20 protein-coding genes and 1 other RNA gene are annotated in these 21417 nt (G+C 74.1%); 6 read left to right on the top strand and 15 right to left on the bottom strand.

What is annotated here, in order from left to right; genetic code table 11:
* The first annotated feature begins 4 nt into the window (after positions 1–4).
* The 3 genes from ACJTNH_RS16520 to ACJTNH_RS16510 all read left to right on the top strand — a co-directional run bounded on the left by ACJTNH_RS16520 (position 5) and on the right by ACJTNH_RS16510 (position 3655).
* A complete protein-coding gene (locus ACJTNH_RS16520; protein WP_458177574.1) occupies positions 5–1369 on the top strand; it encodes an APC family permease in 1365 nt (454 codons plus the stop codon).
* 110 nt (positions 1370–1479) lie between these two features.
* Positions 1480–2982, top strand: a complete 1503-nt coding sequence (ggh, locus tag ACJTNH_RS16515) for a glucosylglycerate hydrolase (protein WP_458177572.1) — start codon at positions 1480–1482, stop codon at positions 2980–2982.
* A gap of 115 nt (positions 2983–3097) precedes the next feature.
* A complete protein-coding gene (locus tag ACJTNH_RS16510; RefSeq protein ID WP_458177570.1) occupies positions 3098–3655 on the top strand; it encodes a superoxide dismutase family protein in 558 nt (185 codons plus the stop codon).
* A 45-nt stretch (positions 3656–3700) separates the two neighbouring features.
* On the opposite strand, the gene ACJTNH_RS16505 is transcribed toward ACJTNH_RS16510, so the two are convergent.
* A complete protein-coding gene (locus tag ACJTNH_RS16505) occupies positions 3701–4702 on the bottom strand; it encodes an aldo/keto reductase family protein (protein ID WP_458177568.1) in 1002 nt (333 codons plus the stop codon).
* Positions 4703–4854: 152 nt separating this feature from the next.
* On the opposite strand from ACJTNH_RS16505, the gene ACJTNH_RS16500 reads away from it, so the two are divergent.
* Positions 4855–6054, top strand: a complete 1200-nt coding sequence (locus tag ACJTNH_RS16500; RefSeq protein WP_458177566.1) for a serine hydrolase domain-containing protein — start codon at positions 4855–4857, stop codon at positions 6052–6054.
* A gap of 144 nt (positions 6055–6198) precedes the next feature.
* On the opposite strand, the gene ACJTNH_RS16495 is transcribed toward ACJTNH_RS16500, so the two are convergent.
* The 10 genes from ACJTNH_RS16495 to ACJTNH_RS16450 all read right to left on the bottom strand — a co-directional run bounded on the left by ACJTNH_RS16495 (position 6199) and on the right by ACJTNH_RS16450 (position 15376).
* Positions 6199–6858 carry a response regulator transcription factor gene (locus tag ACJTNH_RS16495; protein WP_458177564.1) on the bottom strand — a complete coding sequence of 220 codons (660 nt, stop codon included), beginning with the start codon at positions 6856–6858 and terminating at the stop codon, positions 6199–6201.
* Positions 6846–8105 carry a sensor histidine kinase gene (locus tag ACJTNH_RS16490; protein ID WP_458177562.1) on the bottom strand — a complete coding sequence of 420 codons (1260 nt, stop codon included), beginning with the start codon at positions 8103–8105 and terminating at the stop codon, positions 6846–6848. The genes ACJTNH_RS16495 and ACJTNH_RS16490 overlap by 13 nt, the downstream gene beginning before the upstream one ends.
* An 80-nt stretch (positions 8106–8185) precedes the next feature.
* Positions 8186–8668, bottom strand: a complete 483-nt coding sequence (locus tag ACJTNH_RS16485; RefSeq protein WP_458177560.1) for a hemerythrin domain-containing protein — start codon at positions 8666–8668, stop codon at positions 8186–8188.
* Entirely contained in the window at positions 8665–9603 is a 939-nt protein-coding gene (locus tag ACJTNH_RS16480; RefSeq protein ID WP_458177558.1) for a Rieske 2Fe-2S domain-containing protein, read from the bottom strand. Before ACJTNH_RS16480 ends, ACJTNH_RS16485 begins: the two co-directional genes overlap by 4 nt.
* 70 nt (positions 9604–9673) lie before the next feature.
* The gene (locus ACJTNH_RS16475; RefSeq protein WP_458177556.1) at positions 9674–9808 is read right to left on the bottom strand and encodes a methionine/alanine import family NSS transporter small subunit; all 135 of its coding nucleotides are present in this window, start codon (positions 9806–9808) and stop codon (positions 9674–9676) included.
* The gene (locus ACJTNH_RS16470; protein ID WP_458177554.1) at positions 9805–11406 is read right to left on the bottom strand and encodes a sodium-dependent transporter; all 1602 of its coding nucleotides are present in this window, start codon (positions 11404–11406) and stop codon (positions 9805–9807) included. Before ACJTNH_RS16470 ends, ACJTNH_RS16475 begins: the two co-directional genes overlap by 4 nt.
* 233 nt (positions 11407–11639) lie before the next feature.
* Positions 11640–12014: a transfer-messenger RNA gene (gene ssrA / locus ACJTNH_RS16465) on the bottom strand.
* Between the two features lie 80 nt (positions 12015–12094).
* A complete protein-coding gene (corA, locus tag ACJTNH_RS16460; RefSeq protein ID WP_458177552.1) occupies positions 12095–13231 on the bottom strand; it encodes a magnesium/cobalt transporter CorA in 1137 nt (378 codons plus the stop codon).
* A gap of 363 nt (positions 13232–13594) precedes the next feature.
* Complete coding sequence (locus tag ACJTNH_RS16455) at positions 13595–14476, bottom strand: SCO6745 family protein (protein ID WP_458177550.1); 882 nt, start codon at positions 14474–14476, stop codon at positions 13595–13597.
* Between the two features lie 18 nt (positions 14477–14494).
* Positions 14495–15376, bottom strand: a complete 882-nt coding sequence (locus ACJTNH_RS16450; protein WP_458177548.1) for a hypothetical protein — start codon at positions 15374–15376, stop codon at positions 14495–14497.
* A 173-nt stretch (positions 15377–15549) separates the two neighbouring features.
* Between ACJTNH_RS16450 and ACJTNH_RS16445 the strand changes: the two genes are divergently transcribed.
* Both ACJTNH_RS16445 and ACJTNH_RS16440 read left to right on the top strand, forming a co-directional pair.
* On the top strand, positions 15550–16185 hold the full coding sequence (locus ACJTNH_RS16445) for a TetR family transcriptional regulator (RefSeq protein ID WP_458177546.1): 636 nt from the start codon (positions 15550–15552) through the stop codon (positions 16183–16185).
* A 169-nt stretch (positions 16186–16354) separates the two neighbouring features.
* Positions 16355–17908 (top strand): MFS transporter, encoded by a 1554-nt coding sequence (locus tag ACJTNH_RS16440; protein WP_458177544.1) that lies wholly within the window; start codon positions 16355–16357, stop codon positions 17906–17908.
* A gap of 68 nt (positions 17909–17976) precedes the next feature.
* Here the strand turns inward: ACJTNH_RS16440 and ACJTNH_RS16435 are convergent, their stop codons facing one another.
* From ACJTNH_RS16435 to smpB, 4 genes are read right to left on the bottom strand one after another with little or no spacing between them, the layout of a single operon-like run.
* Positions 17977–18972 carry a GNAT family N-acetyltransferase gene (locus tag ACJTNH_RS16435; protein ID WP_458177542.1) on the bottom strand — a complete coding sequence of 332 codons (996 nt, stop codon included), beginning with the start codon at positions 18970–18972 and terminating at the stop codon, positions 17977–17979.
* A 10-nt stretch (positions 18973–18982) separates the two neighbouring features.
* Entirely contained in the window at positions 18983–19873 is an 891-nt protein-coding gene (locus ACJTNH_RS16430; RefSeq protein WP_458177540.1) for an amidohydrolase family protein, read from the bottom strand.
* 26 nt (positions 19874–19899) lie between these two features.
* Positions 19900–20823 (bottom strand): NADP-dependent oxidoreductase, encoded by a 924-nt coding sequence (locus ACJTNH_RS16425; protein WP_458177538.1) that lies wholly within the window; start codon positions 20821–20823, stop codon positions 19900–19902.
* A complete protein-coding gene (gene smpB / locus ACJTNH_RS16420) occupies positions 20820–21296 on the bottom strand; it encodes an SsrA-binding protein SmpB (RefSeq protein WP_458177536.1) in 477 nt (158 codons plus the stop codon). Before smpB ends, ACJTNH_RS16425 begins: the two co-directional genes overlap by 4 nt.
* Positions 21297–21417 lie beyond the last annotated feature (121 nt).

Raw genomic sequence — 21417 nt, 5'->3', positions numbered from 1 at the left:
GCCGGTGGACCAGCATGATCAGCGAACCGGCTCGCCCGCGGGCGAGGACACCGCACTGCGACGGGCGGTGAGCGGCAAGCTGCTCTACCTGTTCATCCTCGGCGACGTGCTGGGCGCGGGCATCTACGCCCTGGTCGGCGAGATCGCCGGCGAGGTCGGTGGCGCGCTGTGGGTGCCGCTGCTGGTCGCCCTCGGGCTGGCCATGCTCACCGCGGTCTCCTACGCCGAGCTGGTCACCAAGTACCCGCGGGCGGGTGGCTCGGCGGTCTTCGCCGAGCGGGCGTTCCGGCGTCCGGTGCTGTCGTTCCTGGTCGGGTACTGCATGCTCGCCGCCGGCGTGACCAGCGCCGCGGGCCTGGCGCTGGCCTTCGCCGGCGACTACCTCGGCGTGTTCCTCGACGTGCCGGCCGTGCCGGCCGCGCTGGTCTTCCTGCTGCTGGTGGCGCTGCTGAACGCCCGCGGCATCCAGGAGTCGGTGCGGGCCAACGTGGTGATGACCGTGGTCGAGGTGTCCGGGCTGCTGCTGGTCGTCGTGCTGGGGGCGATCGTGTTCGGCCGCGGCGACGGCGACCCCGGCCGGGTGGTCGAGTTCCCCGAGGGCGTCTCGGCCGGCTCGGCGGTGCTGGCGGCGGCGATCCTGGCCTACTACTCGTTCGTCGGGTTCGAGACCTCGGCCAACGTCGCCGAGGAGGTGCGCGACGTGCGCCGGGTGTACCCCCGGGCCCTGTTCGGCGCGCTCGTGACCGCCGGCGTGGTCTACGTGCTGGTGGGCCTGGTGGCCTCGGTCGTGCTGCCCGCCGACGAGCTGGCCGCCTCCTCCGGCCCGCTGCTGGCCGTCGTGCAGGCCACCGGGATCGGCGTCCCCGACCAGCTGTTCAGCGCCATCGCGCTGGTCGCCGTGGCCAACGGGGCGCTGCTCACGATGATCATGGCCAGCCGGATGGTGTTCGGGCTGGCCGAGCAGCGGCTGCTCCCGCCGGTGCTGGGCCGGGTGCTGCCGGGGCGGCGGACGCCGTGGGTCGCGATCGTGGTGACCACCGCGGTGGCGATGGGGCTCACCCTGATCGGCGACCTGGGCGCGCTGGCGAACATCGTGGTCCTGCTGCTCCTGCTGGTGTTCCTGAGCACCAACGTCGCGGTGCTGGTGCTGCGCCGCGACCGGGTGGCCCAGGAGCACTTCACCGCCCCCGTCGTGCTGCCGGTGCTGGCGATCGCCTCCCGCCTGCTGCTGCTCTGGCAGCAGGAGGCCACGACCTGGCTGCGGGCCGGGCTGATGCTGGCCGTCGGGGTGCTGCTGTACCTGCTCGCACAGGCGCCGTGGTGGGGTGGGGCACGCACCCGGGAGAGCGAGCCGGCACCGCGGGGGTGACACTCGGGAGCGGGTCGACCCCCGGGGCGTGACGTTCTGGTGAACTCCGCCCGTCACCCCCGGGTCCCGGGTGAGGATGCCGACGACCGGCGAGAGGAACGGACCTGCAGATGACCGTGTCCCAACCGAGCGCGGTGGAGATCGGGCTGATGTCCGGCCGCGCCGGCTACGTGCTCCGGGCCAACGACCGGGGTGCGTTCACCGTCGCCTCACCCACGCTCTACCCGCACATGTGGAGCTGGGACGCCGGCTTCGTCGCCCTGGGCATCGCGACGGTGTCGGTGCCCCGCGCGCTGGCCGAGCTGCGCAGCCTGCTGTCCGGGCAGTGGGCGACCGGGATGATCCCGCACATCCTGTTCCACTCCCCCAGCGACTACTTCCCCGGGCCGGAGCGGTGGCGCACCCAGGTGGCGGCGGCCCGCCCGGCCGGGGTGGCCACGTCGGGCATCTGCCAGCCGCCGATCCACGTCATCGCGCTGTCCCGGATCCTGCACGACGCCCGGCGCAAGGGCGGTGCCGACCAGGAGCTGGCCGAGGAGTTCGTGCGGGAGACCTTCGACCAGTGGCTGGCCTGGCACCAGTACCTGGCCACCGCCCGCGACCCCTACTCCTACGGCCTGGTGGAGATCCACCACGGCTGGGAGTCGGGGATGGACGACTCGCCGCGCTGGGACGAGCCCTACGCCAACGTGCACCCGCAGCCGGACATGCCGCCGTTCGTCCGGGCCGACCTCGCACACGTCGCCGACCCCTCGCAGCGGCCCACCGACGCCGAGTACGCCCGCTACCTGTGGCTGCTCGAGCAGAAGGTCCGGGTGCGCTACGACGACGCGGCCTACCGGGCCAGCGGTGACTTCGTGGTCGGCGACGTCCTGGTCTCCGCGCTGCTGGCCGCGGCCAGCGACCTGCTCGCCGACATGGGCGAGGAGCTGGGCATCGGCGGGGGCACCGCCGGGGGCGTGGAGCAGTCCCGGGCGATCGCGCGGCGGTTCCGCACCGGCGTGCTGCGCTCGGTGGACCCCGGGACCGGGCTGGCGCGCGACCTCGACCTGCGCACCGGCCGGTGGCTGGACGTGGAGAGCGCCGCCGGGTTCGCCCCGCTGCTGTGCGGTGGGGACGACGCCCTGACCCGCCGGCAGCGCGACCTGCTGCTGGGCCCGCGCTGGTGCGGCCACTCCCGGCTGCGCTGGCCTGTCGTCCCCTCGGTGTCCCCGGCGTCCCCGAGCTTCCGGGAGCAGACCTACTGGCGCGGCCCGCAGTGGCCGGTGCTGAACTGGCTGATGGCCTGGGCGTTGAACCGGTCGGGTGAGCCGGAGGCGGCCAACCAGCTGCGGCTGGCGGGGCTCTCGCAGCTGATCGACTGCGACTTCGCCGAGTACTACCAGCCGATGACCGGAGAGACCCTCGGCAGCCGCGACCAGTCCTGGACGGCGGCGATCGCGCTGGACTTCCTCGCCGCCCGGCGGCCCGCCCAGCGGCGGCCGGTGCGCTGGCTGACCAGCGAGCTGCCGCGGATCACCCCGGCGCAGGCGCAGCGGCACGCCGGGCAGGCCGCCCACCGCCCGCCGCCCACCCGCGGGCCGGCGACCCGGCCGGAGAACCGCATCCCCTGACCGCTGCCGACCTGCCGGGATGACGGGTTGGTGACGTCCGGCGCCCGCCCGGTGTCACCGCCGGTCCGCCGGGAACCACGACGCGGACCGGACACGACCCGTCGAGGAGCACCCCGTGAAGCGTTCCCCCGTCCTGCCCGCCGCTGCCCTGCTGCTCGCGCTCGCCGCGTGCGGCGACGACCCAACCGGCGCGGGCGGCAACTTCACCGCGGACGAGCCCGAGATCACCGAGCAGCCGGAGGTGCCGGTCGAGGAGACGGTCGACCTGCTCGACCCCGAGGGCACCCGGGTGGGCAACGTGACCTTCACCGACACCGGGACCGGCGCCGAGGTCGCCGTGCGGGCCAACGGCCTGCCGCCGGGCGACCACCCGCTCGAGCTGTACGGCACGGCCTCCTGCGAGGCGCCGGCCACCTCGGCCGACCCGACCGACGTCGGCACGTGGAGCGGGCTGGGCGACCCGCTGCCCGACACCGACCTGCCCGACCTGGTGGTCACCGACGACGGCGTCGGTGAGGTCAGCTCGCTGGTCGGCTCGCTGGAGCTCGACGCCATCCTGGACGAGGACGGCACCACGCTCATCGTCAGCGCGACCTCGGCCGACCCGTCCGCGACGGCCGAGGCCGGCGCAGGCGAGGTCACCGGCATCGCCTGCGCCGCCGTCACCGGCTGACCCGGAGCCGGGGTGGGGCCGGTCGGCCCCACCCCGGCCAGCCGGTCAGGGGCGCGGGTTCGGGCTCTTCGTCAGCGCCGGATCGGTGTTGGCGACAGGGGCGAGCACCTCGTCGATCCGCCGCTTGACGTCCTCGTCGAGCCGGACGCCGGAGGCCTTGACGTTGTCGGTCACCTGCTCGGGCCGGCTGGCGCCGATGATCGCGGCGGCCACGTTCTCCTCCTGGAGCACCCAGGCCACCGCCAGCGCGGCCATGGACAGCCCGAGGTCGTCGGCGATCGGCTTGAGCTCCTGCACCCGGGCCAGCACGTCGTCGTCCATCCAGCGGGCGATCATGCCCGCGCCACCGCCCTTCTGGTCGGTCGCCCGCGAGCCCGCCGGGGGCTCGGCGCCGGGCTGGTACTTGCCGGTCAGCACCCCCTGCGCGATCGGGGAGAAGACGATCTGGCTGATGCCCAGCTCGCGGGAGGTCGGGATGACCTCGGCCTCGGGCACCCGGTGCAGCGCGGAGTACTGCGGCTGGTTGGACACCAGCGGGACCTTCAGCTCGTCGGCCAGCGCCTTGCCCGCGCGGATCTCCTCCGCCCGCCACTCCGAGACGCCGATGTAGAGCGCCTTGCCGCTGCGGACGACGTCGGCGAAGGCCTGCATCGTCTCCTCCAGCGGCGTCTCGTAGTCGAACCGGTGCGCCTGGTAGAGGTCGAGGTAGTCGGTGCCCAGCCGCTCCAGCGACCCGTCGATCGACTCCAGCACGTGCTTGCGGGACAGGCCGCGGTCGTTGGCGCCGGGGCCGGTCGGCCAGTAGACCTTGCTGAAGATCTCGATGCCGCTGCGCCGTTCGCCGGCCAGGGCCTTGCCCAGCACCGTCTCGGCGCGGCCCTCGGCGTAGACGTCGGCGGTGTCGAAGGTGGTGATGCCGGCGTCCAGCGCCGCCCGCACGCAGGCGGTGGCGGCGTCGGCCTCCACCTGACCCCCGTGGGTGATCCAGTTGCCGTAGGTGATCTCGCTGATCTTCAGGCCGCTGCGGCCGAGGTGTCGGAACTCCATGGCCTGTTCCTACCGTCCCGGGAGCGCTCCCACGCCTGCGGGGAGGTACAGCCTGCGCCACCACCGTTCGGCCTGCCTGCAGGATCGGTCCGGGAGCCGGGCCGGATGAGGCTGGGGTGGTCCGAACGACCGCCTGGCCCGAGGAGCTCCCCGTGTCCGTTCCCCCCGAGACCGTGCCCGCCCGTTCGACCACCTCGCTCTCCCGCCGCACCTGGGCGACGCTGCTGGTCGCCGCGGCCGCGGTGACCACCGTCGGCACCACCGGCCTGCTGAGCCCCGACGCCGCCGAGGCCGGCGGCGGTCCCCGTCCGGCGCACGCGGTGCAGGACGAGCTCGACGCGCTGGTGGCCGAGGACGGCTTCCCCGCCGCGCTGGCCGCCGTCCGCGGTGCCGACGGGCGGGTGCACGACCTCACCGCCGGGGTCGGCGACCTGGCGACCGGCGAGCCGGTGCCGGTCGACGGCGAGGTGCGGATCGCCAGCAACACCAAGACCTTCGTGGCGACCGTCGTCCTGCAGCTGGTCGAGGAGGGCCTGGTCGACCTGGACGCCCCCGTCGAGAGCTACTTGCCCGGCCTGGTGCGCGGCGAGGGGATCGACCCGAACGCGATCACCGTGCGCCACCTGCTGCAGCACACCAGCGGGCTGCCGGAGTACACCGACGTCGTGGTCGCCGACTACCTCGCGGTGCAGCACCGCTACGTGGAGCCGCACCAGCTGCTGGACATCGCCTTCGCCCGCCCGGCCGTGTTCGCGCCGGGCACCAGCTGGGGGTACAGCAACACCAACTACGTGCTGGCCGGGCTGCTGGTCCAGGAGGTCACCGGCCGGCCGGTCGGTGAGGAGATCACCACCCGGGTGATCGAGCCGCTGGGGCTGGAGGACACCTACTGGCCGCACGAGGGCGAGCAGGAGCTGCGCGGCGACCACCCGCACGGCTACCACGCCACCGCCCCGGGCGCGGAGTACGTGGACGTCGACGTGCAGGACCCGGCGTTCGGCTGGGCCGCCGGTCAGCTCGTCGCCACCCCCTCCGACCTGCTGGAGTTCTTCACCGCGCTGGTCGACGGGGAGCTGCTGAGCCCGGAGATGCTCGCCGAGATGCAGACCACCGTCCCCGCACCCACGTCCTCGCTCAACGGCATCGAGTCCTACGGCCTGGGGCTGCAGACCTTCACGCTCAGCTGCGGCGGCACCGCCTGGACCCACGGCGGTGACATCCCCGGCTACGAGACCCGCGGCGCGGTGACCGAGGACGGGCGCGGCGCGATGGTCGCCGTCACCGCCCTGCCCACCGAGGAGGAGGCGGCTGCGAACGTCGAGGCCACCGTCGACGCCGCGATCTGCGGCTGACGAAGGACCCCGCTGCCCCCCACGACTCGCACGCTCGCCGTGGACCCCTGCAGCGGGGCCGAAGTCGCGACTTCGGCCCTGAGATGGCCATCTCAGCGGAGGGGCGCGTGGCCCTGGCCCTGCTGACGCAGGGTCGGGGCCGCGTCACGTCCGGCGGCGGACGTCGTCCAGGTAGCGGAGGACGGCGGTGACCCGGCGGTCGGCGCGGTCGTCGGGCGGCAGGTCGAGCTTGGCGAAGATGCTGCGGATGTGCTTGTGCACCGCCCCGTCGGTGACCACCAGCCGCTCGCCGATCGCGGTGTTGCCCAGCCCCTCGGCCATCAGCGCCAGCACCTCGCGCTCCCGCGGGCTGAGCCGCTCCAGCCGGGTGTCGGTGCGGGTGCGGGCGAACAGCTGGGCGACCACCTCCGGGTCGATCGCCGTCCCGCCGTCGGCCACCCGGTGCAGCGCGCCGAGGAACTCCGTCACTCGGCCGACCCGCTCCTTGAGCAGGTAGCCGAGCCCCGCGGCGCCGCCGGCGAGCAGCTCGGTGGCGAAGGACTGCTCGACGTAGGCCGACAGCACGAGCACCGCCAGCTCGGGCTGCCGCCGCCGGGCCTCGACGGCGGCGACGATGCCCTCGTCGGTGTGCGTGGGCGGCATCCGGACGTCGACGATGGCCACGTCGGGCCGGTGTTCGTCCAGCGCGGTCAGGAACTCCGCCGGGGTGCCGGCGGTGGCGACGACGTCGAGCTGCTCGGCCCGCAGCAGCAGCGCCAGGCCCTCCCGCAGCAGGGCGTCGTCCTCGGCGATCACGATCCGCACGGCAGCTCCGCGGTCAGGGTGGTCGGGCCACCGGGTGGGCTGGTCAGGGTGAGCGTGCCGTCGTGCGCCTCGACCCGCCGGCGGATGCCGACGAGCCCGGAGCCGCGCCCCTCGACCGCACCGCCGGTGCCGTCGTCGGTGACGGTGACGTACAGCCGCCCGTCGCGGGCGTGCACGGTGACGTCGACCCGGCCGGCGCCGCTGTGCCGGGCGGTGTTGGTGAGCGCCTCGGCGACCAGGAAGTAGGCGGTCGCCTCCACCGAGGCCGCGCAGCGCACCGGGACGTCGACGTCCACCCGGCAGGGCACCGCCGAGGTGGCGGCCAGCCCGCTCAGCGCGCCGGCCAGGCCGCGGTCGGCGAGCACCGGGGGCAGGATGCCGCGGGCCACCGTGCGCAGCTCGGCCAGCGCCTGCTCGGCGGCGGCCTGCGCCTTCTCCAGGATCTCCTCGGCGGCGGCCGGGTCGCGGGGCACCGCCCGGCGGGCCGCGCCGAGCAGCACGGTCACCGCCACCAGCCGGTTCTGCGTGCCGTCGTGCAGCGAGCGCTCGATCCGGCGCAGCTCGGTGGCGTGCGCGTCGAGGGCGGCGGCGCGGGTGGCGGTCAGCTGGGTGACCCGCAGCGACAGGTCCGACGGGGCGGTGTCCAGCAGCCGCCGGCCGCGGGTGGCCAGGTACCGGGCGATCGGCCGGATGAGCAGCGCGCCGAGCGCCGTCCACAGCAGCCCGAGCAGGACGACGAGCCCGACCCCGCCCCAGTCGTCGACGTACCAGAAGGCCAGCGAGTCGGTGGCGGCCTCGCGCGGGACGGCCCACCACCACAGCGGGAAGCTGAGGTCGCGGAAGGCGTACAGCGGCAGCAGCACGCCGAGTGCTGCCAGCAGCAGGCCGACGGTCGCGTGCCCGGCCAGCCAGCGGACCTCCCGGCGCAGCGCCGGGTCGGCGAGTGCGGCGCGCAGCGGTTCGGGCAGCGGGCCGGGGCCGACCAGCTCCGGCCCCCAGCGCGCCAGCCGGCCGCGCTCCCGGTCGGCCACGGCGCGCACGCCGCGCAGCGCGGTCGGCAGCGCGAGCAGCCCGACCCCGACCAGGCTGGTGGCGGCGACGACGACCAGGAACACCAGGGCGCCGAGGGCGAGCAGGCCAGTGCCCAGCGCACCCGGCAGCTGCTCGAGGGAGGCGAGGGTCGCGGCCGCGGCGCGGGCCACGGCGCCCCGCTCCCGCGTCGTCCCCTGCTGCCCCGTCGTCCGCACGGCTGCCGACGGTAGGGCGCGGGAGCGGCCGGGGACAGTGAACCGGCCCAGGAGTACAGCCTGCTGTACCCCGGAAGGGGTCAGACCAGCCGCAGCGTCATCCGCTTCAGCCGCACGATCAACCGCATCGCACCGGACCGGTACAGCTCCTCCTGCCGCTCCTGCAGCTGCCGGCCGAGCTGCTCGAGCCGCTCGGCACCCAGCGCGTGCGACTGGGGGAACATCCGCTCCTCCTCCTCGAAGGTGTGGTGGTGCAGCGTCGCGGACAGCATCCGCACCTCGGTGCCGAACTCCGGGTCGTCCACCGGCGTGCGCATCACGGTGGCCAGCTGGTCGTCGATCTGCCGGTGCTCGGCGTGCGCCAGCGAGAGCAGCGGCGACACGTCCCGCACCGCGGGGTAGAACAGCTCGTCCTCGATCTGGGTGTGCACCTCCAGCTCGCGCAGCAGCTCGTCGCGCAGCCGGCTGCGTTCCGCGGTCTGGTCGTCGGTCGTCTCGGTGAGCTGCCGCAGCAGCCCTCGCAGCACGTCGTGGTGGGCGATCAGCACCTGGTCGGCCCTCATCGGGACGCCTCCTCGATCGTCGTGGTGGCGGTGGGGCCCCGCCAGTTCCCCCGCCGGCGCACCTCGACCCGGCCGTCGCGCCGCCGCACGTCGAAGCACGGCAGCGGCGCGGTGGACGGGCCCTGCGCCGGTTCCCCGGTGGCCAGGTCGAACCGCGATCCGTGCCACGGGCAGACCAGCTCCCCGCGGTGCAGCCACCCCTCCCCCAGCGGCCCACCCAGGTGCGGGCAGGTGCCGCCCACGGCGTGCACCTCACCGTCCTGCGCGACCAGCACCACCGGGACGCCGTCCACGGTCGCCCCGACCGGCTCGCCGTCGACGAGCTCGGACTCGGCCAGCACGGGGGTGAACCGGCGCGGCGCCGGGCTGCGGTCGGCGTGGTCGGTGCCCAGCCCGTGCCGGTAGGACAGCGCCCCGCCCAGCCAGCTGCTGGCCAGCGTCAGCGCGAAGCCGGCCGCCGCGGTGACCCGGGCCCGCCCCGGCCGGCGCCGCCCCCGGTCGGCGAAGGACCAGACGTAGAGCGCCAGCGCGGTGCTGTTCAGCCCGGCATGCACCAGGCCGACCCGGCGGGCGCCGTCGTGCGCGTGCTGCCAGTCGGTCAGCCCGCTCGCCGCGGACGCCACCGCCCCGACCACGCCGACGCCGACCGCCGTGCGGGCCGCCGCGCCGGGGCCGGGGCCGCCGCGGCCGGTCGCGTCCAGGCCGTCGAGCACCAGCGCCGCCGTCCAGGACCCCACCGGCACGGTGACCAGCGCGGGGTGCAGCGGGTGGCCCAGCCACACCCCGTGCAGCAGGTCCTGCAGCGGCCGGGCGTACCGGCCGGTGAGCAGGTAGGTGAGGGCGACGCCGTGCTCCAGTTGGTAGCCGGGGCCGTCCAGCACCTGCAGCCGCTCGACGGCCCCCAGGGTGCGTTCCAGTCGGCTCCGCACGCTCATCGAGCAGCTCCGGTCATGGTCGTCCGGTGCCCGGGCTCCGAGGGTCGAAACGGCGTCCCGGACCAGCGGCTCAGAGGTCCCGGCGGACGTTCTCGGCGCGGTCCTCGACGGCCCCGTGCCGGAGCAGGCTGACCACGGCCAGGGCCAGCCCGCCCCAGATCACGGTCATCGCCACCACCATCATCACGATCGCCGCGGTGCTCATCGGGGTCCTCCCTCGTCGTGCCCGGTGGTGGTCGCGCCCAGCGGGGTCGCCGGGTCGGAGCCGGGTGGCGGCCCGTCCAGGTGGGTGCCGGCGCGCCACGGCAGCCGGGCGACCAGGAAGCCGACCAGCGGCAGGGCCACCACCATCGCCCAGCCGAAGACGAGCAGCAGCCAGGTCGGGTAGCCCTCGTAGGCGGCGGCGATGTCCTCGCGCAGCGACAGCACGAGGACGACGGCGAGGGCCGCCGGGGCCACGATGCTGGTCAGCACCCGCCAGCCGGAGCCGACCCGGGGCCGGCCGTGCACGTTGAGGTGGTCGCCGAGCCCGGTCAGGGCCCGCAGCGCCCAGGCGACGGCCAGCATGCTCACCAGCGCGACGACGAGGATCCCGTACTGGTTGACGAAGTGGTCGACGACGTCGAGCACGTAGATGCCACTGGTGGTGCTGAACAGCACCAGGCTGAGCACCGCGGCGGGCACGCCGACCAGCAGGGTCGCGGTGAGCCGGCCGGTGTCGAGCTTGTCGCGGACGGCGGAGATGACCACCTCGATCACGCTGACCAGCGAGGTGATGCCGGCGAGCACCAGGCAGCCGAAGAACAGCACGCCGAGCAGCGCCCCGGCCGGGGCCTCGCTGATGATCGCCGGGAAGGCGACGAAGGCCAGGCCGATCCCGTCGCTGGCCACCTCGTCGACGGCCACCCCGTTCGCCTGCGCCATGAAGCCCAGCGCGGCGAAGACGCCGATCCCGGCGAGCAGCTCGAAGCCGGAGTTGGCGAAGCCGACGACCAGGCCCGAGCCGATCATGTCCTCACGCCGGCCCACGTAGGAGGCGTAGGTGATCATGATGCCGAAGCCGATCGACAGCGAGAAGAAGATCTGACCGAACGCGGCGGCCCACACCGGTGCCGAGCTGAGCGCCGACCAGTCCGGGGTGAACAGCGCGTCGAGGCCGGCCCCGGCGCCGGGCAGCAGCAGCGCCTGCACCACGAGGGCGGCGAAGGCGAGCACCAGCACCGGGATGAACACCAGCGAGGTCGCCCCGATCCCGCGCTGCACGCCCAGCGCCATGATCACCAGGACGGCCAGCCAGACCAGCACCAGCGGCACGAGCACCCCGGGGACGACGTCCGCGGTGACCCGCACGTCGCCGGCCTGCAGGAACTCACCGAAGAAGAAGCCCTCGGGGTCGGCGCCCCAGGCCTCGTCCAGGGAGAAGAAGGTGTAGCGCAGCGCCCAGGCGATGACCGCGGCGTAGTAGACCGCGATGACGAAGCAGATGCCGACCTGCCACCAGCCGAGCCCCTCCGCCCCGCGGCGCAGCCGGGCGAACGACAACGGCGCGGAGCCGCGGTTGCGGTGGCCGATCGCGTAGTCCAGCAGCAGGAACGGGATGCCGGCGGTCAGCAGCGCGACCAGGTAGGGCAGCACGAAGGCGCCGCCGCCGTTCTCGTAGGCGACGTAGGGGAAGCGCCAGATGTTGCCCAGCCCCACCGCCGACCCGATCGCCGCCAGGATGAACACCCGCCGGGAGCTGAACCCGCCCCGGCGCCGCTCCTGGTCGGGCTGCCCGGTGGCCCGCCCGTCCGTCGTGCTCATGCGACCTCCCGCGTCGTGGACCACCGGACCGGCGCACCGGTCGGCGTCCTGCCGTCGAGGAGAGGATGCCAGCACCGTGCCCGCGCCGGTCCCGCACCAGGCCCGGTCGTGGTCGGGACGGGGACGCACGAAGGGCCCGGTCAGCTGACCGGGCCCTTCGTGGTGGAACGGGGGCATCACCTTCGGGTGCACCGGACAGCCGTCCGAGGACCAGCTCTCCGGGGAGCACCCCGCGGTGGAGGCGGCGGGAATCGAACCCGCGTCCTGCGACGCATCACCAGGGCTTCTCCGAGCGCAGTTCGCTCTGCCTCTGCTCGGCCCTCCCGATCTCACGAACGAGTCGGGATGACGGGCCCAGTCGCTGTTTGGTGTCCCGCACGCAACCGCGACCGATGCGTGCGGTGAGTCATCTAGCTGATGCCAGGATCCGGGCCGATGACGAACCCGGGCTGACAGACTCGCCTAGCTGCCGTCAGGCAGCGAGAGCGAAGTCGCGCTGATTGGAATCGGCGCTTGTGTTTTTGCAACGCATGGTTAACGAGGTCATCGTTGCCTTCCTCGGCTCGCTTCCCCTGGTCAGACGACCGCAGTCGAGACCAATCGCCCCCCTGTGTAGTTGTCCGGCCAGTCTAACCGGATCAGCGTCCCCGGTGTTCCCCAGCGCGCCCGGCCCGCGGCCGGGCTCCCCCTAGATCCAGTCGCGGCGCTTGAAGACGACGTACAGGGTCACGCTGACCATGGCCATCAGCACCAGCGCCATCGGGTAGCCGTACTGCCACTCCAGCTCGGGCATCGTCGCGAAGTTCATCCCGTACACCCCGCCCACCAGCGACGGGGCGAACAGGATGGCGGCCCAGGCGGAGATCTTCTTGACCTCCTCACCCTGCGCCAGGCTGGTCACGGTCAGCTCGCGGATCTCCTCGTTCTGCCGCTGGGCGACCAGCGTGGCGTTCACGGTGAGGATGTCGCGCAGCTGCAGCCGGAAGCCCTCCACCCGCTCGGTCACCGAGGTGACGTGGTCGGCGACGTCGCGCAGGTAGCTGCGCAGCTCCTCGTCGACCCCGTACTTCTCGAAGCCGGCGGTGATCGCGGCCAGGATCCCGCTGAGCGGCTGCACCGCCCGCTGGAAGTCCACGACCTCCTGGGACAGCTCGTAGATGCGCCGCGACACCTGCGGGTCGCCGCGGAAGACCTCGACCTCGATCTCGTCGATGTCCTTGTCCAGCCCGGCGACGACCGGTGCGTACCCGTCGACGACCGCGTCCAGGATCGCGTAGAGCACCGCCTCGCTGCCGCGGGCCAGCAGCTCCGGTGAGCTCTCCAGCCGGCGGCGCACCCGCGACAGGTCCGGGGACTCGCTGTGCCGCACGGTGATGGCGAAGTCCTTGCCCAGGAACAGGTGCAGCTCGCCGAACTCCACCTCCTCGGCGGCGTCCAGGTACCGGGCGGCCTTGAGGACGACGAACAGCGTGTCGCCGTAGCGCTCGAACTTCGGCCGCTGGTGGGCGTGGATCGCGTCCTCGACGGCGAGGTCGGGCAGGTCGTACTGCTCGGCCAGCTCACCCAGCTCGGCGGGCTCCGGGCGGTACAGCCCCAGCCAGACCATCCGGTCGTCGAAGCCCTCGGTCAGCCACTCGTGGCTCTCCGCGGCCGACGCCGGCGTGGCGATCCGCCGCCCGGCGGAGTAGACCGCGTTGTCCACCATCCGCGACTGGCGGGCCGGCACGACCTCGACCGGCACCTGCTCGACCGATCGCGGGACCGCCGGCCGCGGGCGCGGACGGAGGGTCAGGGTGGACAGGGCGGTACGGCGACGGTCGGACACGACGGACTCCCGGGAACAGCAGGGCTGAGGGCACCGGAGAGGTCCCCGCGCGCCGCACCCACCCCGGTCAGGGGCGGACCGGGGGGCGTCAGCGGGAGGGGACCTCGGGACTGTGACTGGGGGGCTCGCTGCGCATCTGCCCGGTCACCTCCCACCGTCCGTCGACGGCCCGCGGCGCTCCGCAGGCCGTCGTCCATCGTGACACGCCGGAGGCCGGGTCGGCACCCCTGCCGCCCCGACCGGGTGGTGAACAACGCGTGGCCGGCTCAGCCGGCGACCTCAGCCGCCCCCGACAGCTCTCCCCCGCGCCGGGGGTGCAGCACCTCCGCGGCCGGCCCGTCCTCGTCGACGTCCGGCAGCCGGTCACGCCCGGGCGAGGACGCCGGGTGGGAACGCGCCAGCGGCCAGCAGCCGACCGGTCAGCGCACCGCCGAGCTCGGCGACCCGCTCGGTGCGGGCCACGCCCAGGTGCACGAACGGCGCCGCGGAGAGCGCGTCGGTCTCCTGCTCAAGCGCGGTGCGCAGCTGCTCGCCGGCCGCGGTGAGCGCACCGTCGGCGACCAGCCCGCGGTCGGTGAGCCCGGCCAGCGCCGCCGCCCACTCCTCGTCCGACCAGCCGCGGGACAGCTGCGCCGACTCCTGGGTGAACCCGCGGCCGGTGAGCGTGTGGGTGACCAGCGCCTCCAGACCGGTCAGCCCGTGCCGCACCACGCTGAGCACGTGCCCGTCGCCGCGGTGCTCGCGCAGCAGGGTGACCGCGTGCCAGACCTGCAGCACCGGCTCGTCGGGCCAGGGCAGGTCGGCGTGCGCGGCGTAGAGCGGTCGCCCCTCCGGGGTCAGCGCGGTGCACGCCTCCCGCAGCAGCTCGGCGAGCTCGGCCAGCTCCGGGCCGTCGACCCCGCCCAGCAGCCGGGTGAGCGAGGCGCGGGTGGCCACGGTGCGGGCGGTGAGCACCTGCTCGGGCGAGGCGAGCGTCCAGGCCCGCGGCAGGTGCCGGGCCACGATGGCGGGGGCGAAGTTGGCGAAGGTCGCCGTCACGACGCCGGGGCCGACCGCGCCCATCGCGGCCGTACGGCCGGCGAAGTACACCATCCGGCCCGGCCGGATGCCGATCGCGGTGAGCTGCTCGTCGGTCTCCGGCGCGAAGTAGACGTGCGAGTGCAGTGGCTCCAGGCGCCGGTGGGCCCGGCTGACCAGTCGCAGGTCGGGGGCGTGCGGGACGGCGGGGTGATCGACACTGACCATGCCGGGCACCCTAGCCAGTCAGCGCGGCGCCCCCGGGGTCCACGGTGCCGCACCGTCGTCCTGCGGCAGCGCGCACGAGTGGTCGTGGTCCAGGTCGTCGACGACGTACTGGGTGAGCACCACCTGGCCACCGCCGACCAGCGGTTCGTCGCGGCAGTTCTCCACCGCGCCCACCCAGCTCTGCGCGCCGGCCAGCCAGCTGTCGAGGTCGTAGAGGCTGCTCCACCGCGGCACGTCGCCGACGATCCGGCCCCACTGCCAGCCGGTCGAGTACAGCCCGACCTCACCACCGGTCGAGGTCAGGTGGTCGGCCATGCCCTCGAGGGTGGCCCGGTTGTTGCGCCGGGCCTGGGCGCCGTCGGTCTGCCAGGTGTTCATCGTCTCGACGTCCAGCCACCAGCGCAGGCCCTCGAGGCCGGCCTCGGTGACGGCCGCGTCGCCGGGGAGGTCGCCGAGGGTGTCGAGCACCATCGCGACGTCGTCCTCGGCCCGGTCGAGGCCGTACTCGTAGGAGCAGGCGGCACTGTTCCCCCCGTCGCACACGCCGTACCGGTTGACCCCCGACCGCGGCCAGGTGCTCACCTGCTCGCGCACCTCGCCGGGGTTGGCGGTGTTGACGTACAGCTGCGCGCGCGGCTGGGCCGAGACCGCACCGGAGGAGCTGGTGGCCCACTCCCACTGGTCGGCCAGGCAGGGGTTCTCGGTGGTCGCGATGCCCCCGTTGACCCCGATGACGGCGTAGGCGGCGTCGTCGGGCAGCTCGGTGTCGCACTGCGGGTACGAGACGTCGTAGCCGACCGTGGAGGGCGCGGTCTCCTCGGCGGCGCCGGCCGGCGACGCGACGGCGAGCACGCCGAGCGCAGCCGCCACCGTGAGGGCCGCCCGCCGTGTGCTCCGCATCACGACCACGGTACGCGCCCATCCCTCCCCTGCGGCCATGTCGGCCACCACGGCCGCGGGCGCGGCGCGTCGTCCGGGGCGGCGGACCGACTCGTCACCCGGTCAGGGGACGGAACGAAGTCGGACGCAGTGCGAACTTGTACTCAGTTCAGTTTTCGGTCTACGTTCTCCCCATGGCGAGGTCGGCGAAGGCAGCGAGCGCACCGCGCTGCCCCGTGGACGTCGTCATGGGGCTGCGGGAGCGCAAGAAGCTCGCGGCCTGGCGCACCATCCGCTCCACCGCGCTGCGCCTGATCAGCGAACGCGGGTTCGACGCCGTCAGCGTGGAGGACATCGCCGCCGAGGCCGGCGTCTCACGCACCACCTTCTTCAGCTACTTCCCCAGCAAGGAGGCCGTCGCCTTCGAGTTCGACCCGCTGGAACTGCAGCGGTGGCGCACGCTCCTCGAGGACGACGCCGACGACGACCGCCCGCTGTGGGAGGCGCTGACCGACCTGTTCGTCGACGTCGCCCGGATGCTCCCCGACTGGCTGCCCGTGCAGAAGCAGGTGGTCGCGGACTGTCCGAGCCTGGCGAACTCCGCGCGCGGCAGCTGCGACAGCTTCGCGCCCGACCTCCGCGCCTGGATCTCCCGCCGCCTGCCCGACGGCGACGAGCTCCGGACCGCCCTGGTCTTCAACACCGCCCTGGCCGCGTTCATGACCGCGGTCGAGGCCTGGGACCCCGACGACCCCTTCGACGAGCTCCTGGAGCTGGTGCGGACCTGCCTGCGCTGGGCCGGCGCAGGACTCGCCCACCCCGTGAGCTGACCGCTCCCCCGGCCGGCACCGACGCCGGCCACCTGCCCCGACACGACCGTGACCGCACGGTCGTGCGACCTGACTCGTCATGACGTCGACACGACTGCGCACCGGTGCCGGTCGCGCCGCTCCTCCCACCCCTCTCCTCTACGCACTGCGCAGGAAGGACGGCTCCGCCATGCCCACAGACAGCACCCTGACCCCGCCGGGGGCCGGCGTCCCCGACCTCCCGCCACCGGCGGCCGCGGCACCCGCCGCACCGATCACCTCGGTCGTGCCGTCGACCACCCCGCACGTCGGCCCCGACCCCCGGCGCTGGCTCGCCCTCGCCGTGATCGCCGTCGCCCAGCTGATGGTCGTGCTGGACGCCTCGATCGTGAACATCGCCCTCCCCGACGCCGGCATCGACCTGGGCATCACCGCCGCCGACATCCAGTGGGTGGTCACCGCGTACACGCTCGCCTTCGGTGGCCTGCTGCTGCTGGGCGGGCGGATCGCCGACTTCATCGGCCGCAAGCGCGCCTTCCTCATCGGCCTGGCCGGCTTCGCCGGCGCCTCCGCGCTGGGCGGCCTGGCCCCCAACCAGGAGCTGCTGTTCGCCGCCCGCGCCCTGCAGGGCGGGTTCGCGGCCCTGCTCGCCCCGGCCGCCCTCTCGCTGCTGGCCGTGACCTTCACCGACCCCAAGGAGCGGGCCCGCGCCTTCGGTGTCTTCGGCGCGATCTCCGGCGGTGGCGCCGCCATCGGCCTGATCCTCGGCGGCGTGCTCACCGAGTACGCCTCGTGGCGCTGGACGCTGGGCGTCAACGTGCCGATCGCCCTGGTCACCGCCGTCTTCGCGATCGGCCTGGTGCGCGAGAGCCGGGCCGAGGGCGACCGCCGCTACGACGTCCCCGGCGTGCTGCTGTCGACCGCCGGGCTGGTCAGCCTGGTCTACGGCTTCAGCAAGGCCGCCGAGGAGGGCGTGGGCTGGACCGACCCGGTCACCCTGGCCCTGCTGGCCGCCGCCGCCGTCCTGCTGGTGTCGTTCGTGCTCTACGAGCGGCGCGCCAGCCACCCGCTGCTGCCGCTGCGCGTGGTCCTGGACCGCAACCGCGGCGGGTCGTACCTGGTGTTCCTGCTGGTCGGCGCCGGGATCTTCGCGATCTTCCTGTTCCTGACCTTCTACTTCCAGCAGACCCTGGGCTACAGCCCGCTGGAGTCCGGGTTCGCCTTCCTGCCCTTCAGCGGCGGCATCATCCTGGGCGCCGGCATCGTCTCCCAGGTGCTCCCCCGGGTCGGGCCGCGGCCGCTGATCATCGGTGGTCTGCTGCTCGCCGCGGTCGGCATGTTGTGGCTGACCGGGATCGGTGAGACCAGCTCCTACGTCACCGAGGTGCTCCCCGCCGAGCTGGCGATCAGCCTCGGCATGGCCGCGGTGTTCGTGCCGGCGTCCAGCACCGCGCTGGTCGGCGTGGAGAGCCACGACGCCGGCATCGCCTCGGCGGTGCTGAACACCAGCCAGCAGGTCGGTGGCTCCCTGGGCCTGGCCCTGCTGAACACCTTCTACGCCTCGGCCGTCACCGGGTACCTCGCCGACAACCCGGGCTCGGCCCCGGGCGCGGCGTTCGTGCACGGCTACCACGTGGCCTTCATCTGGGCCGCGGTCTTCCTGGCCGTCGCCCTGGTGATCAGCATCGTGCTGATCCGGGCCAGGAAGGACGACCTGCCCGCCGAGGCAGCGATGGCGGTCTGACCGCAGCAGTTCCGGTGCGGCGGCGCCGGTGGTCCACCCGGACCACCGGCGCCGTCGTGCGTCCGGGGTCAGCGCAGCGGCGCGAGGTGCCGCGACCAGGAGACCTCGGTGCGGCTGGTGGTGAAGCCCAGGCTCTCGTAGAGCCCCAGCGCACCGGTGACGTTCTCGCTGTCGACCTGCAGCCCGGCCGTCGCGCAGTCGTGCTCGGCAGCCACCCGGAGCGCCTGCACGATCGCCGCCTTCGACAGCCCGCGCCCGCGGGCGCTCGGCAGCACCCCGATCTGGCCGAAGTAGCTCTCCCGGTGCCCGGTCGCGGCGGTGTTCGCCTCGTACACGTAGGCCAGCACGTAGGCGACCACCGCGCCGCCCTCGACGGCGAGCACCGACAGGTCGGGCCGGAAGCCGCGCTGCCCGGTGAACATCACCTGCCAGGACGTCGTGTCCCGCTCGCTGGAGCCGTAGTGCTCGGTGAACGCGGCGTTGTGCGCGCGGCGCACCTCGTCGTCCCGCTCCCAGGTGAACGGCACCAGCTCGACCCCCGGCACGGCGCGCGGCTCGGGCAGGTCGGTGAGCGGGCGCTCCATGTGGGAGAAGAAGCGCGCCTCGACCAGGCCGGCCCGGCGCAGCAGCGCGGTGAGGTCGGCCATCGAGGTGTAGGCGGTAACCGTCAGCCGGGCCGGCGCCTCCGGGTGCCGCTCGGCGTGCAGCTGCTCACCCCGGGCCAGCTGCCAGTCCAGCAGCGCCCGGCCGATGCCGCGGCCCCGCCACTGCGGGTGCACCCGGCCCTCCAGGTGCACCCCGTAGGCGTCCCGGAACGTGGGCGGGGCGATCGCCGTCGCCCAGCCGACCACCTCGCCGTCCGCGGTGGTGACCAGCCGGCTGTCCCGCTCCAGGTCGACCAGCTCGTTGACCCAGAAGCCGGTCAGGTCCTCCGGGGACTCGTGCGCGCCGGTGTCGTCGACCGCCTCGGCGGCGGTGAGCAGCTCGGCCACGGCGACGACGTCGTCCGGGCGGATCGGGCGGGCGGTGAGCCCCTCGGGCAGGGCGAGCGGAGCGGGGTGCACAAGATCCAGGCTAGGGGGTGAGCCCGAACAGCCGCGCGCCGTTGCCCCACAGCACCGCCCGCAGCCACTCCTCCCCCAGCTCCAGCCGGTGCAGGGCGGCCAGCTGGTGCGCGTAGGGGTAGGGGATCGACGGGAAGTCGCTGCCCAGCAGCACCTTGTCCCGCAGCGCACCCAACCGGGGCAGCAGCGCGCGGTCGAACGGCATCCGGCGCTCGGTGAAGTCGGTGGCGAACATCGTGGTGTCCAGGTGCACCCGCTCGTACCGCTCGGCCAGGTCGAGGAACGCCGCGTACTCGGGCATGCCGAGGTGGGCGATCACCAGCTGCAGCCGCGGGTGGCGCTGCAGCAGCCCGGCCATCGGCGCCGGCCCGGTGTGCTCCCCCACCAGCGGACCCGAGCCGCAGTGGATGACGACCGGGGTGCCGGCCTCGGCCAGCTGCGCCCACACCGGTTCCAGCAGCGGGTCGCGGGGGTCGAACCGGCCGATCTGCACGTGCACCTTGACCACCCGCGCCCCGGCGTCCAGCGCCTGCGCCACGTACCGCGGCGCCTCCGGCTCGGGGAAGAAGGTCGCCGACTGCAGCACCTGCGGGTGCTCGGCCGCGAACGCGGCGGCCTCCTGGTTCAGCCACGCCGCCATCCCCGGCTTGTGCGGGTACGGCAGCGTCGGGAACGCCCGGACGCCCAGCCGCTCGAGGACGGCGAGCCGCTCGGCGACGGGCAGGGCGTAGGTGACCGGCCACGGCGAGCCGTAGTGCGCCTCCGCCTCGGCGAAGTACTGCCACACCTTGGCCTGCACCCGCTCGGGCAGGAAGTGCACGTGCACGTCGACCAGGCCCGGCAGCCCCAGCTCCCGCCAGTACCGCGGGACGTCGGCGTCATCGACCGGGAGAGCGACCACGGGCCGACCCTAGGCCCGCCCCGCGCTCAGTCGAGCGTGACGACGACCTTGCCGCGCACGTGGCCCTCGGCCACCAGCCGCTGGGCGTCGGCGGTCTGCGCCAGCGGGAAGGTGCGGGCGATGTGCACCCGCAGCTGACCGGCGTCGGCCATCCGGCCGAGCTCCTCGAGGTCGTGCTGCTCGGGGCGGACGAAGACGTAGCGGCCGCCCAGGTCGCGCACCACCGGGTCGACGACGCTGGCAATTCGCGACGGCGTCTTCACCTGGTCGGGGGCGTCGCCCAGCGCCGGCCCGCCGATCAGGTCGAGCACCGCGTCGACCGGCTCGGACAGCTGCCCGGAGATCGGCCCGGCGGAGTGGTCGAGCACCTCGGCGCAGCCGGCGTCGCGGAGGAAGCCGTGGTTGCGCGGGCTGGCCGTGCCGATCACGTGCGCGCCGAGCGCGGCGGCGATCTGCACCGCGAAGAAGCCGACCCCGCCGGCGGCCCGGTGAACCAGCACCCGGTCACCCTCGCCGACGTCGAGCGCCTCGGTCAGCGCCTGGTAGGCGGTCAGCCCGGCCAGCGGCAGTGCGGCGGCCTCGGTGAAGCCCAGCGAGTCGGGCTTGTGCGCCAGGCAGCGCTGCGGTGCGGGCACGAGCTCGGCCGCCGTCCCCCACTGGACGTCGTCCCGGCGGAGGTAGCCGAACACCTCGTCGCCGGGGGCGAAGTCGACGACCGCGGGGCCGACCTGCTCGACGACGCCGGCGAGGTCCCAGCCCGGCACGATCGGGAAGTGGTGCGGGAAGAAGCCGGCGAGGTGGCCCTCCCGGATGCCCATGTCGACCGGGTTGACGCCGGTCGCCCGGGTGCGGACCAGCACCGTGTCCGGCCCGACCGGGGGCTCGGCCAGGTCGTCCCGCAGCTGCAGGACCGACTCGTCGCCGAACCGGTCGTAGGCGATGCCCCTCATCTGCGGCCCTTCACGTAGCGGCCGAAGGCGCGTTCCATCTCCCGGCGGGAGTCACGCTCGGCGAGGTCCTGGCGCTTGTCGTAGCTCTTCTTGCCCTTCGCCAGCGCGAGGGTGGCCTTGACCTTGCCGTCCTTGAAGTACAGGTCGAGCGGGACGAGCGAGAGCCCGCCCTCCTTGGTCTTGCCGATCAGCTTCTCGATCTCGGCGCGGTGCATGAGGATCTTCCGCTTGCGCCGCGGGGCGTGGTTGGTCCAGGTGCCCTCGGCGTACTCGGGGATGTGCACGTGCTGCAGCCAGACCTCGCCCTGGTCGACCGTGGCGAAGCCGTCGACCAGCGAGGCACGACCGGCGCGCAGGCTCTTCACCTCGGTGCCGGTGAGCACCAGGCCCACCTCGTAGGTGTCGAGGATCGAGTAGTCGTGCCGCGCCTTCTTGTTCTGGGCGATGAGCTTCCGCCCCTGTTCACGCGGCATGTCCCCAGGTTACCGGGCCGGTGCCACCGGCCTCCCGGTGACGACGACCTCCCCGCGGACGACGACGGCGGCGGGCCCCGCGAGGGTGCCCGCGGCCGCCCGGTGGAGGTTGGTCCTCGGG

This window comes from Modestobacter lacusdianchii (assembly GCF_054177765.1).
This window is presented reverse-complemented; position numbering and strand designations above follow the sequence as displayed.

Excerpts from the sequence above, each read along its gene's own strand:
- ACJTNH_RS16480 (WP_458177558.1), bottom strand. The coding sequence starts at position 9,603 with ATGAGCGTGCGGAGCCGACTGGAACGCACCCTGGGGGCCGTCGAGCGG.
- ACJTNH_RS16475 (WP_458177556.1), bottom strand. The coding sequence starts at position 9,808 with ATGAGCACCGCGGCGATCGTGATGATGGTGGTGGCGATGACCGTGATC.
- ACJTNH_RS16485 (WP_458177560.1), bottom strand. The coding sequence starts at position 8,668 with ATGAGGGCCGACCAGGTGCTGATCGCCCACCACGACGTGCTGCGAGGG.
- ggh (WP_458177572.1), top strand. The coding sequence starts at position 1,480 with ATGACCGTGTCCCAACCGAGCGCGGTGGAGATCGGGCTGATGTCCGGC.
- ACJTNH_RS16445 (WP_458177546.1), top strand. The coding sequence starts at position 15,550 with ATGGCGAGGTCGGCGAAGGCAGCGAGCGCACCGCGCTGCCCCGTGGAC.
- ACJTNH_RS16440 (WP_458177544.1), top strand. The coding sequence starts at position 16,355 with ATGCCCACAGACAGCACCCTGACCCCGCCGGGGGCCGGCGTCCCCGAC.
- ACJTNH_RS16425 (WP_458177538.1), bottom strand. The coding sequence starts at position 20,823 with ATGAGGGGCATCGCCTACGACCGGTTCGGCGACGAGTCGGTCCTGCAG.
- smpB (WP_458177536.1), bottom strand. The coding sequence starts at position 21,296 with ATGCCGCGTGAACAGGGGCGGAAGCTCATCGCCCAGAACAAGAAGGCG.
- ACJTNH_RS16450 (WP_458177548.1), bottom strand. The coding sequence starts at position 15,376 with ATGCGGAGCACACGGCGGGCGGCCCTCACGGTGGCGGCTGCGCTCGGC.
- ACJTNH_RS16455 (WP_458177550.1), bottom strand. The coding sequence starts at position 14,476 with ATGGTCAGTGTCGATCACCCCGCCGTCCCGCACGCCCCCGACCTGCGA.
- ACJTNH_RS16505 (WP_458177568.1), bottom strand. The coding sequence starts at position 4,702 with ATGGAGTTCCGACACCTCGGCCGCAGCGGCCTGAAGATCAGCGAGATC.
- ACJTNH_RS16470 (WP_458177554.1), bottom strand. The coding sequence starts at position 11,406 with ATGAGCACGACGGACGGGCGGGCCACCGGGCAGCCCGACCAGGAGCGG.